The organism is Planctopirus limnophila DSM 3776, from assembly GCF_000092105.1.
Lineage (GTDB): Bacteria > Planctomycetota > Planctomycetia > Planctomycetales > Planctomycetaceae > Planctopirus > Planctopirus limnophila.
On sequence record NC_014148.1, the window covers coordinates 3,485,314 to 3,498,120 of the forward strand.

7 protein-coding genes are annotated in these 12,807 nt (G+C 53.8%); all 7 read right to left on the bottom strand.

Annotation, left to right across the window (positions count from 1 at the left end; genetic code table 11):
• Positions 1-101 precede the first annotated feature (101 nt).
• Positions 102-2,747: a Tim44 domain-containing protein gene (locus PLIM_RS13825; protein WP_013110944.1), complete on the bottom strand. Its 2,646-nt coding sequence runs from the start codon at positions 2,745-2,747 to the stop codon at positions 102-104.
• Positions 2,748-2,805: 58 nt separating this feature from the next.
• Positions 2,806-3,021, bottom strand: coding sequence for a hypothetical protein (locus PLIM_RS13830; RefSeq protein WP_041401777.1), 216 nt, complete (start codon positions 3,019-3,021; stop codon positions 2,806-2,808).
• Between the two features lie 596 nt (positions 3,022-3,617).
• The gene (locus tag PLIM_RS13840) at positions 3,618-4,124 is read right to left on the bottom strand and encodes a hypothetical protein (protein ID WP_013110945.1); all 507 of its coding nucleotides are present in this window, start codon (positions 4,122-4,124) and stop codon (positions 3,618-3,620) included.
• A 227-nt stretch (positions 4,125-4,351) separates the two neighbouring features.
• Complete coding sequence (rpiB, locus tag PLIM_RS13845; protein ID WP_013110946.1) at positions 4,352-4,825, bottom strand: ribose 5-phosphate isomerase B; 474 nt, start codon at positions 4,823-4,825, stop codon at positions 4,352-4,354.
• 208 nt (positions 4,826-5,033) lie between these two features.
• On the bottom strand, positions 5,034-6,503 hold the full coding sequence (locus tag PLIM_RS13850; RefSeq protein ID WP_013110947.1) for a glutamate synthase subunit beta: 1,470 nt from the start codon (positions 6,501-6,503) through the stop codon (positions 5,034-5,036).
• Between the two features lie 204 nt (positions 6,504-6,707).
• Positions 6,708-11,417, bottom strand: a complete 4,710-nt coding sequence (gene gltB / locus PLIM_RS13855) for a glutamate synthase large subunit (protein ID WP_013110948.1) — start codon at positions 11,415-11,417, stop codon at positions 6,708-6,710.
• 180 nt (positions 11,418-11,597) lie between these two features.
• Entirely contained in the window at positions 11,598-12,680 is a 1,083-nt protein-coding gene (locus tag PLIM_RS13860; RefSeq protein WP_013110949.1) for a LysR family transcriptional regulator, read from the bottom strand.
• Between the last annotated feature and the right edge of the window lie 127 nt (positions 12,681-12,807).

The window sequence follows — 12,807 nt, forward strand, 5'->3', positions numbered from 1 at the left end:
CGAGCAATGATAAATTAAGTTGTTGGTTGTTGGTTGTTGGTTGTTGGTTGCAGAGAGGTCAAGCCGGTGAAAGTGGCACGGTATCGGAGTTTTGCGCAACGCTACTTTTTCAGCGGCATCGGCTCGGATTGCTGATCAGGCGGATTCTTGCTGCTGGTTGTCGATTCGAAGGCTTGATCGAATTGAGCATGAGCCCAATCAGCCGTCGACTGGGTTTCAATGGCAGCTGGCTTGCTCTGGCTGGCCGCAGGAACTATCCCCTGAGTCGCGACCTGTGGTTGAGCAGGCAAGTTGCTCAACACCTTAGAACCCACAGAGCCTGTTCGTTCATATCGTGTGGGCAGCATGTGTGATGCATCAACGGTGGGTGTCATGGGATGACTGAGGGACTGCCCGCCATGTTCAGAGACAGCAGGCTGGCCTGTCTTGTGAAGAGATGTTTCCAGGGGCTGTGCCGGTGGAACATTGGACTTCTGGCTGGGTTTCATCATCGGTTCGACTGGCAGGCGAGAGGGCATTTCGCCTGAGGGAACCGATGGGCCAGACGAGTTGTGTTTCTTCATGGCTGGCATTTTTGAAGCGGGTGTGCCGGATTCGACACTCCCCGCCGCCGGGACAACCTGATTGTCCCGCATGACCTGCTGATCTTTCGACCACTGGCCAATCACTTCTTCTCGGCCTGTCGGCACAGGAGGCTTGGCTGTCCCTTCCGCCAGCTGAGTTTTGAGTGTGCGACGAAGATCGAGACGCTGAGCTTCTTCCACGCCAGCGACAAGTAAAATTTCATCGATGGCATAGCGTTCGCCTTCTTTGCGGAGCCTGACTTCAGCTCCAAATTGCGATTCCCCCAATTGGACCAGAGCGAGGCCTTCACCCAGTTGAATACCCTTGAGTGAAGTCGCCAGGAATGTATCAGCCGACATACCGGAGTTGGGCACAAACTGGGTTTGCCGCCAGACGACGCGGTTGAACTCTTCCGAACAGCACTTCTGCAGATTTTCCAGTGCGACATTCTGATAGGCCGGATCACGCCCCAGCGAAACAGCACAGGCAAAGTTCTGAAGAGGGATCATCAGTTCGGTTGTCATTTTGACTGAGGCCGGACGGCCCGAGATTTTCCATTCGATGTCATCAATACGGAATTGACCCTGCTGTTCTCTCAGGAAGTAGGTGAGTTCCTGGCCATTCTGCATGACGTAGAAGCGAGTCAGAGCACCTTCGAATTTGCGTCCGAGAATCTGAATCTCAGGTTCGTCGAAGACTTCGAGGGGTAAGCCGGGCAGATTCTGATCGTTGACCTGACTCCAGACACGTTTCGTAAAGTCATACGTCGAGAGTTGCCGCAGAGTAGTAACATCTCTCTGGGCGATCGCCTCGATAAACAATTCGAGCATGGCCTGTGCGGTGAAGACAGCCGTCAGATGCTGCTCCTGATTGGTGGCAATATCATAAACCGAAACTTCAGTCACCTCATAGACGGGGGGTTGATCGCCAATGACGATATCTCCGCCCTGTCGATGCATGGCCACATGAATGACATTCTCTTTGCCTGTCAGCGTAAAATCTGCTCGGGCCTTCTGGATTTTGACCTCGACAGTGTGAGAGTTTTCTGACGGACGGGGGAGCGTAATGAGCGAGAGATCGCCCAGGGCAATGGCCCCTTCATAGAACTCCTGGCCACAGAACGGTTTGATCACTTCGCGATCACGCGAGGCGTAGGCATCGAGGAATTCCATACAGCGCAGCACAGCCAGCGATTGTTTGTAGACCGAAGGAATCTGCTCGACCTCTTCTTTGGAGTCGATGGCAATATCTGCCACCAGCCAATGCCCTTCCTGCAGCACGAGTGTCCAGACAGTTTCTCCACGCTCGCGGGGAAGCCGGACAATGGCGGTCTTTTCATCGAGAGAAGCCTCGGGACGAGTCGATTTCGAGGATCGTTTTTCGCCAGAGACAATCTTGGTGAGTTTGGTGCGGTAATCATCGGGAAGATTGCGGAAGGCGGCGGCGAATTCGGGAGTCATCTGTTCGCAGATGGAGGGAACTTCCGATTCCTGCCACGCTTCAATGGCTTCGCGGACACTGAGCAGCAGATCCATCTGTTCGGTGACAGATTTGTAGGCAGTCACGCCGCGCTTACGCTGCTTCATGAAGACGTCGTCAACGACCCATTGGCGATACTTATCGTCGAAGACCAGGTCGTAGAAGATTTCCTTCTTTTGTTCACCGACTTCGACAGTGACTCGTTTGCGTTTGGGATCAACCTCTTCAACCTTGATGACCGACGTTTTGCCCGTCGGCAGATTGAGGATTTTGAGATCATCCATCGCATCGGCAGTGCGCAGAGCTTTCTGGCTGAACGCATCGGAAGATGTGTGTTTGAGGGCTGATAGGTTGGCCGAATCAAGATTTGCGGCGAATTTTTCGATCGCTCGCGATTCCACCATATTGGCACACCCCACAGCAGAGAGCGACGCTGTGAAAGCTGCGAGTAAAACCAACCCCAGGGCACCGGTACAACGAGTTGCCAGACTGCCAGTTTTTGAACCAGAGCCAGAGTGGGTGTCGTGCATAATGAAAGGAGTTCCACCGGTGGGGAGAAGCCTGCTGGCAAGTATTGAATGGCTTTTCAAATCGACACTGCTGTTTGAATCGAAAGCCGGCGACTGCATGGCTGCAGACGTTGGCAGACCTGCTGGTTGCAGATCGTGAATGAGCAATGAAGATGTCTTTGAGCGATGAGGCATGTCTTCATCCTGTGTTCAACCAGCATGAACCTCGTGGGCATGAGCTTCAGTGACCAGTTCAAGAGATGGCAGGAAAAAACGTCTGTGGCAGGATCAGGCGGGGAGTCAACAACAATTCGTGAGGCGGGAAGAATGAAAGCCAGGCAGGCGAAAGGATGGGAGGGCAGGCAATTTGCGAAGGGAACCGTCTGATCATTGGCCCGATGAATCGAACCAGCCACCAGACTTCCAGGCGACGGTATCGCTCAATCGGCAGAAGCAGGTCAACGGGCATTCGATCGTTGAAGTGACTAAAGATCGGCAGAAGCTGCGAGGAACAGGGATTTCAGGCCATTTCTCCAGTGCGTGTGGCGAAATTCGCCGATGGCTGGGTGAAAACCATCGATTTTGAAGCCATCAATGACCATGTCTGGCCCAAATAACTTCCCGCTGAACTGCAAAATCGATGGGGACTTGTCATTGGAAGCTGGCCGATGGAAACCACCTCATGACCTTCGAAGATTAGCGGTTCAGCGGCAGAAATGACCGGAAAGGGATTTGAGTTTGGACTTGTGGGAAACGGGATTGTCGAAGACAACTTCGCTATCAAACCCGGCGTCTTAATCACGCCGGAGGTGCCAACCCTGTTCACGAGAGCCTGGATCATCAACGGCGCATGTCGTTTTGACATGGTCAGATCCCGCTCGTTCGTATGCGACTCCACCGTCGCATGATGGACCCGGGTTTGATGTTTTTCTCTTGGATTGACAGGTGATGAGACTGCTGGGACTTTCAGATAAGAATACCCGCGCTCACAAAGTTGAGCACTCACTCCAATTCATTGTCATGCCGTGTGCGACGCGATGACGCACAATTCCGGACAAAGGCACATCAAACACCTGTGACCTTGAAGATGCCGATGATGGCCAGCAGCACGAACACTGCAACAAAGACCAGAAACGCAAAGGTGAGAGCAAAATAGAACGCGGCCAAAGCCAATGCATCGACAAATTTTAAGCCCGCATTCGACTCTTTCTCCGGAATTGTTTTCATCAGTACGGCCGCAGTGATCAGCAGACCAAATATCGTGGCATACATGAAGTACAGAGGAGGAAAGCTAAACGCGAGATTCATCCTGGAATATCCACGATCATCTTCCAATCCACCTAACAATGAGATGGAAAAGACCGAACTCAAACTCACATAACCATTAAGAGAGATCAGGATAAAATTGGTGATCAGAGAACTCTTGAGAGCACCTCGATAAGGAATCGTGGCAAATCCCAACCAAGTCGCAGCGAGACGTAGCCAAATGGCTCCAACCAGGCTGCTCACCAGAAGTCCCGCAACAATCAAGGCAAATCCATACAAGGCCTGGGTTATCCATGCGATATCCATCCATCACTCCAGCTTCACGTCTGTGCTGCGACTGTCGAACTGTCAGAGCTTCGTTGCCTGTAAAAAAGTTTACTAGGCGACCCCTGCCATGGCGTTCATAACTCATTCGAGGAGGTGGCAGCAACTGAAATCGTGTTCTTGAGGCGATTTCAGCTCGATTTGACGACCCGCATGTAAGAAGAGCTCTGGGCTTAGGCCGGCAGGATAGACCACTAACGTGGAACACTTTAAGAAGCTGGTGTCCATTCACCCGAATTGGCACGGCGTTCGATTTCGAGAAGTTTAGCCAGGCGGCGGGCGTGGCGTTCTTCGTGGGTGTACCGCGCATTCAGAAACGACTGCACGATCTCGAGTGCGAGAGCTTCGCCGACAATCCGGGCACCCAGACATAGGACGTTCATATCATCGTGCTCAACCCCTTGATGGGCCGAGTAAGTGTCGTGGCAGACGCCCGCACGCACACCAGGTACCTTATTGGCAGCGACGCTGATACCAATTCCTGAGCCGCAGAGCAGAATCGCGCGATCCGCCTCCCGGCGGGCAATGGCCAGCCCCCCTGTGAGCCCATAATCCGGATAGTCGACGGAACAGCTCGAATCTGTCCCCAGATCAACAATTTCGTGACCGCACGACTTCACCACTTCGGCGACTTTAGCCTTGAGTGGAAATCCGCCGTGATCACATCCAAGGGCAATTCGCATAGGAAACTCGGCACGCATTCAGGGAGATTTGGAGGATTCGTAAGCCTACGAGAACTGTCTTTTGCCCGCAAATCGTCTCACGACAATTCGTTCCTGGAGGGGATGCGGCTACATCATTTCAATAATGAGGTTTTTTGCAAGAAAGCCCCATCGCGACCAGGATGTCACGAGTGGGGCTTTGAAGGGAAATCATCGAATTTCGACGAGCTTACGCCGTCAGATCTGTCTTCCCCATCAAATGCAGATCGACAGAGCGGGCCACGCCGCGGCCTTCGTTGATCGCCCAGACCACCAGGCTCTGGCCACGTCGGCAGTCACCGGCAGCAAAGACACCGGGAACATTTGTGGCAAACTTACCGTGCTCGGCCTTGTAGTTTGAACGCTCGTCAAGCGAGACGCCCAACTGCTCCGAGATCGGTGATTCGGGCCCGAGAAAACCCATGGCCAGCAGAACAAGATCGGCGGGAATCTCACGCTCGGTCCCGGCAATCGGCTTAAAGGGAGGAGCCGCTTCAACCTGAGAAATACGGATCGCTTTCACATGGCCTGCTTCATTCCCCACAAACTCAAGAGCTGTCGTGCTGTAAAGACGAGGATCGTGGCCAAAGACAGCGGCAGCTTCCGCATGACCGTAATCGACCTTGTAGGTCTTGGGCCATTGGGGCCAGGGGTTATTCGCTGCACGTTCATCAGGCGACTTGGGAACGATTTCCAGATTCGTCAGGCTCTTGCAGCCATGACGGGCCGATGTTCCGAGGCAATCATTACCTGTATCGCCACCACCGATGACAACGACATGCTTATCTTTGGCAGTGATGTACTGTCCATTCGACAGCTCAGAATCAAGCAGACTCTTGGTATTGGCGTGGAGGAACTCCATCGCAAAGTGAATCCCCTTGAGTTGCCGGCCAGCAATCGGAAGATCACGCGGACGCGTGGCACCCATACAGAGGACAATGGCGTCAAACTCTTTCTTGAGTTGATCCGCAGGCAACTGACGTCCCACTTCGACACCCGTCTTGAAAACGACGCCTTCTTCTTCGAGCAACTTCACACGCCGCTCGACGACGTGCTTTTCAAGCTTCATATTCGGGATACCATACATGAGCAACCCGCCGATTCTGTCGGCGCGCTCAAAGACGGTGACAAGATGACCCGCACTGTTGAGCTGAGCAGCTGCCGATAGACCGGCAGGCCCTGAGCCAATCACCGCCACTTTCTTGCCCGTACGATGAAGTGGTTTCCGGGGAACAACCCAGCCCTCTTCAAAGCCCTTATCGATAATCGAACATTCAATGTTCTTAATGGTGACCGGAGGATTGGTAATCCCCAGCACACAGGAACCTTCACAAGGAGCGGGACACACACGACCTGTGAACTCAGGAAAGTTATTGGTCTTATGAAGGCGATCGAGGGCTTCGTGCCAGTGGCCACGATAAACCAGATCGTTCCATTCAGGAATGAGATTGTTGATCGGGCAACCAGCCGCCATGCCAGCCATCAATTGACCCGTATGGCAGAACGGGACGCCACAATCCATGCAACGAGCCCCCTGCTTGCGCAGATCGTCCTCAGCCATGTGATCGTGGAATTCATTCCAGTCGAGAATCCGCAGCTTGGGTGAACGATCTTCCGGAACCTGACGGGTGAACTCTTTGAAACCTGTGGGCTTTCCCATAATGCACTTTTCCCGAGAAATAGGGCCAGACGTGATCGCCAGGCCATGCAAAGTGAATCGAGTGATATCGAGAGGAATCTGCTGGTCTGGGAGATCGTGGATGCTTCTGCCAAACCAAGTGGTCAAAAATTGATGCGAAGGGGAAAACCACCCCGCTGCCAGCGAGCGCCAGGCAGCGGAGCAGATCGATCCCTGGCGAAGCCTTTAATTTGCAGCCAGCACCTTCTGCTGTGCTGCTTTCTTCTGTTCGGCCAGAGCCCGCTTGTAATCGACTGGCATGACCTTCTTGAACTGAGAAAGAGCCGTTTCCCAGCGGGCAATCAGACCACGAGCAACGGTTGAACCGGTGTACTCCATGTGCCGGCGGACAAGATCGAGCAGTTCAGCCCTGTCTTCCTCGGCTTCCACCTTTTCGAGCTCAACCATTTCCAGATTGCAGTTACCCAGGAGGTTGTCGTTCGGGTCGTAAACATAACCAATCCCACCCGACATCCCGGCAGCGAAGTTTCTTCCTGTGGGCCCCAGGATGACAGCACGACCGCCAGTCATGTATTCAAGGCCATGGTCTCCGACCCCTTCAACCACGCAAACAGCACCCGAGTTTCGCACGCAGAATCGCTCGGCAGCACGTCCACGCACAAAGAGTTCACCTTGAATGGCTCCATAGAGTGCGACGTTGCCAATGATGATGTTTTCTTCGGCGACAAACGAAGAGTTCTTCGGTGGGTAAATGATCACTCGACCGCCTGAAAGTCCCTTACCCACAAAGTCGTTGGCATCGCCTTCAACTTCAATGGTCACTCCATGAGCAAGCCACGCACCGACACTTTGCCCCGCAGAACCTTTACAGCGAATGTGGATTGTGCCATCGGGCAGACCTTTAGCACCCCACTTCTTGGAGACCTCATGACTGAGCATCGTTCCCAGAGCGCGGTTGATGTTCTGCACAGGAATGGCAAGTTCCACATGTTTGCCATCTTCAATCGCGGGCTGGCACTCACGAATGAGTTCGTTATCAATCTGCAGTTCCATCCCATGCTTTTGGGTCGTGGTGCAGAAGGTTTCCACATCAGGATGCGGCTTGCGTGCCGGTGTGAGAATGGCCGACAGATCGAGATGCTTGGCCTTCCAGTGATCGATGGCCGAATTGAATTCGAGCATATCACTGCGGCCCACCATTTCGTTAACAGTGCGGAAGCCAAGTTCAGCCATGATCTCGCGTGCTTCTTCAGCCACCATGAAGAGGTAGTTGATGACATGCTCGGGCTGGCCAGTGAATTTGGCCTTCAATTCCGGATCCTGCGTGGCAATCCCCACAGGGCAGGTATTGAGATGACACTTACGCATCATGATACAGCCCAGAGCAATCAGCGGTGCTGTGGCGAAACCGATTTCCTCAGCCCCCAGCAGCATACCAATCACCACATCGCGGCCGGTCTTGAGTTGACCATCCGTCTGCAGTCGAACACGGCTGCGCAGGTTGTTTAGCACCAGCGTCTGATGAGTTTCAGCAATGCCCAGTTCCCAAGGCAAACCAGCATGCTTAATACTGGTGATCGGAGAAGCCCCGGTCCCACCACTATCCCCCGAGATCAGAATGTTATCGGCATGGCCTTTAGCAACCCCAGCGGCAATCGTACCGACACCGACCTCAGACACCAGCTTCACACTGATGCGTGCCGATGGGTTCGAGTTCTTCAGGTCGAAGATCAATTGAGCCAGATCTTCGATCGAGTAGATGTCGTGATGTGGCGGAGGACTGATCAGCCCCACACCTGGTGTCGAGTGCCGGGTCGCAGCAATGACCTGATCAACCTTATGCCCAGGCAGCTCACCCCCTTCACCAGGTTTAGCCCCTTGCGAAATCTTGATCTGGATCTCATCGGCATTGGTCAGGTAATAGCTGGTGACACCAAAGCGGCCTGAAGCCACCTGCTTGATCGCTGACTTTTTGGAGTCTCCACTGGGCAATGGCTGGAACCGCGAATAGTCTTCGCCCCCTTCCCCTGTGTTGCTCTTGCCACCAATGCGATTCATGGCAATCGCCAGCGATTCGTGAGCGGCTGCCGAGATCGAACCAAAGCTCATCGCACCGGTGCAGAATCGCTTGACGATAGCTGCTGCGGATTCGACTTCTTCGAGTGGTACCGGTGTCCCAGGCTTGAACTTCAAGAGACCACGCAGATGGCATTCGCGAGCAGTCTGCTCGTTAACCATCTTCGAGAACTCTTTGTAAGCCGACTTGTCTCCTTGACGGGCAGCGCGCTGGAGATTGGCAATATTCTGCGGATTCCAGGCGTGCTTTTCGCCTGTCGCACGCCAGTGCATCAGACCAAAATTCGGCAGCACAGGGAGTTTCTCGTTGCCACGGCTGGGGTAGCCCAGTTCGTGACGACGAATCGCTTCTTCTGCGAGGATTTCAAAGCCCACACCCTTGATACGGCTGGCGGTTCCCCGGAAGCATTCCTTGATGACTTCTTCCGAAAGTCCCACGGCTTCAAAGATCTGGGCTCCCTTGTAGCTGGCCAGAGTGGAGATCCCCATCTTGGCCATCACCTTGAGAATCCCCTGCTTGGTCGCTTTGCGATAAGCAGCAGTGATCTGCTCGTGAGTCCAATCCCCTTCGAGTTCACCTTCTTCCTGCAACTGCCACAAGGCTTCAAATGCCATGTAAGGATTGATGGCGTCGGCACCATAACCAACCAACAGGCAGAAGTGATGCACTTCGCGAGCCTCACCCGTCTCAACAACCAGCCCAATCTTCGTGCGTTCTTCGCTGCGAATCAGGTGGTGATGGACAGCCCCGGTCGCGAGCAAAGCACTGATAGGGAGCCGATCATTCGACATCGCACGGTCGGAAAGGATGACCAGTCCAAAACCATCCTGAATGGCCTGGCTCACTTCAGCACGAACGCGATCGAGTGCGGGCTTGAGTCCCTTGACACCTTCCTTTTTAGGATAGGTGATATCAATAATCTTGGACTTCCAGCCGCGATAATCAAGGTGTGCCAGCGAAGCCAGTTCTTCGTTAGTGAGAATCGGGTGTGGCACCGCGAGTCGATGACACTGCCCGGCTGTGGTTTCCAGCAGGTTACCTTCTGGCCCGATGTAACACTCCAGTGACATGATGACCTCTTCTCGAGTGGAGTCGATGGGAGGGTTCGTCACCTGGGCAAAGAGCTGCTTGAAATAATCGTAGAGCAGACGCGGCTGATCACTCAGACAGGCCAGAGCCGTATCGTCGCCCATCGAGCCGAGTGGATCTTTCTTTGTCTTGATCATCGGCACGAGCATGAACTGCAAAGTTTCGGTGGTGTAGCCGAAAGCCTGCATGTGCGAGAGCAACGTTTCTCCGCACATCCGCTCAAAAGCGGGGTACGGCGGCAATTCGCTGAGCTGAATCCGCTGTTCTTCAAGCCATTGCTTATAAGGGCGACGGTTAGAGAAATCCCGCTTGAGTTCTTCGTCCGGGATGAGGCGACCTTGCCGGAAATCGACCAGGAACATTTTTCCCGGCTGCAGGCGGCCCTTCATCTTCACATTTTCAGGCGCGATATCGAGCACCCCGACTTCGCTGGCCATGACGACGCGATCATCGTGCGTGACATAAAACCGGCTGGGACGAAGACCGTTCCGGTCGAGGGTCGCACCGATGACATCACCATCAGTAAAGCTGACCGATGCCGGGCCATCCCACGGCTCTTGCAGAGCTGAGTGATACTCGTAAAACGCCCGTTTGTCCTCGGGCATGGTGTCATGATTCTGCCATGCTTCGGGGATCATCATCATGACGGCTTCAGGCAGACTGCGACCGCTCTGCACCAGGATTTCGAGAGCATTATCGAAGTTGCCCGAGTCTGAGCAATAGGGCTCAACCAGCGGGAACAGTTTGGGGAGATCATCACCAAAGAGTTCACTCTTCATCATCCCCTGGCGGGCGTACATCCAGTTGCCATTTCCACGGACGGTGTTGATTTCACCGTTGTGAGCGACATAACGCTGCGGATGAGCACGATCCCAACTGGGGAAGGTGTTGGTCGAAAAGCGGGAGTGAACCATCGCCAGGTGAGAGACATAGTCTTCTTCCTGGAGATCGACAAAGAAGTTACAGACCTGATCGGGAGTGAGCATCCCTTTATAAATCAGCACCTTGGTCGACAGCGAGCAGATGTAGAACATCAACGCCTGAGGGAGTGAACCTTCGCGAATGGCATGGCTGGCCCGCTTGCGAATCACAAAAAGCTGGCGAGCAAAAGCTTCTTCGGAAAGACCTTCGGCAGCACCCACAATGAGATGTTCAAACACCGGCATGACAGCACGGGCCGATGGCCCGATATCGGCTTTATCGGGCTCGACGGGAACTTTTCGCCAGCCAATCAGTGTCTGGCCCTGCTGGCGAATAATCTCAGCGACCGTCTCCTTGCAGACTCTTCGCTGTTCGGGGTCTGTCGGCAGAAACGTGAGACCTATCCCGAATCGTCCTTCAGGGGGAAGTTCGGCAGAGAGATCTTTACGGACAACCCGCTTGAGGAACTGATAAGGAATGCCTGTGAGCATCCCTGCCCCATCGCCAGTATTTTCTTCGCAGCCACAGGCTCCGCGATGGGACATGTGACGCAGAATCCGGTCAGCGTCAACGACAATCTGATGAGACTTCTGTCCCTTGATGTGGGCCACAAAGCCCACGCCGCAACTGTCATGCTCATTGGCAGGGTCGTAGAGACCATGTGCTTTGGGAGTGCCCCCTGGAGCAAAAATCTCTTCGCTGTAGGGAGAGGCAAATAAGGAACTCGCCGCTACGGGGCCGAGATTCTGGGCCTTGACCTCCTGCCTGGCGAGTGAACGTGCGGTTTCCGATGAGTGCAGTGACTGAGCTGACGAGGACGAAAGGCCAGTGCTGTGAAAATCTGTCATCTCAAAAAACTCTCAGACAAGGGATGAATTGGCTCGGCAAATCGAATTCGAAATCAATACACAACAGAAAACGCTACTCGGGAATCTGGAATCGCTGACCATCCGTGATCGACAGCCCCGGAGGACAAGCTGGTTCGGCCTGATCGCCAGAACTATTAAAGATTCGGGCGAACTAAAGGATTAAGGTGGAATGGTGGATTGCACGACAATCCGTTCCTGAGGTGGATCTGGTATGGGCAAGACCTCAGGCTGAGCCAGAATTGCTGAGCTTCCGGCCAATGGCCTGCCTGAGGAATTTGGTACTGCCACAGCAGGAACAATCCCGGTTGCTGTCTGCATGGAATGACCTGTCTGCATGGAATTTCCGAAGAGAAATGAGTCGGGATTTTGATGCAGCAGATCGAGGAACTTGCGCACCGCTGTTGTCAGCTGGCGATTCTTTTTATGAATGATCCCCAGCGGCCTGACCCAGCGCACATCTTCTAATGTGATCGCTTTCAGCGAGCCTATTTCGAGTTCACGACGAACAGTCGGCAGCGGCAGGAGTGCGACTCCTGAACCAATTTCGACAGCCCGTTTGATATTCTCAATGTTGTCGAACTCATGACTGATTTCGACATTCACCCGGGCCTGCTTCAACCAGCGGTCGAGTTCTGTCCGCACCTGCAACTGAGGTGTGTAAGTGACGAGTGATTCGCCGTCAATTTCACGAGCCCGAACCTTAGTGCGATTTGCCAGCCTGTGGCCGGAATAGACAATCAGAGCAATCTCCTGCTCCTGCCAGGGGATACAGGTGATATCAGGCCGCCTAGAAGCAAACGAGACAATCCCGAGATCTGCAATTTCATCGGTAACGCTGGTCACAACCGTCTCAGGATGCAGGTAGCGAAGTTCGAGAGCAGCATCGGGATAAAGGCGTTCAAACTGCCGAACATAAGCCCCCATCTGCAGCAAACCCACGGAATAGATGGCCGCAATGCGCACTGTGCCAACGACTTTGTTTTTCAGGTGGCGGACACTGTCTTCCAGGCGAAGTGCACGATCCAACAGATCGCGGCCTGCATCCAGAACGAGCTTTCCCGCCGGGGTGAGTTCGAGAGGCCGCTTTGTGCGATCGATCAACTGCTCACCGAGAGTGGCTTCGAGGGCGCGGACCGTTTCGCTGACAACTGGCTGTGAAATTCCCAATCCCCGCGCTGCCTTGGAAAAGCTGCGCAGGTTGGCCACTTCGGCAAAGATCTCCACAGCACGAAGCTCCAGCACCAAGAATCCTCTCTATCGGAAAATCAAATAATTCGTCGCGTCAGGTATCGGCCTATTTGATTACAAGAGAATAGAAGGTGGGACTTCAATGTCAAGATTCTGTTGGAATTTTTCCCTGATTAAAGGC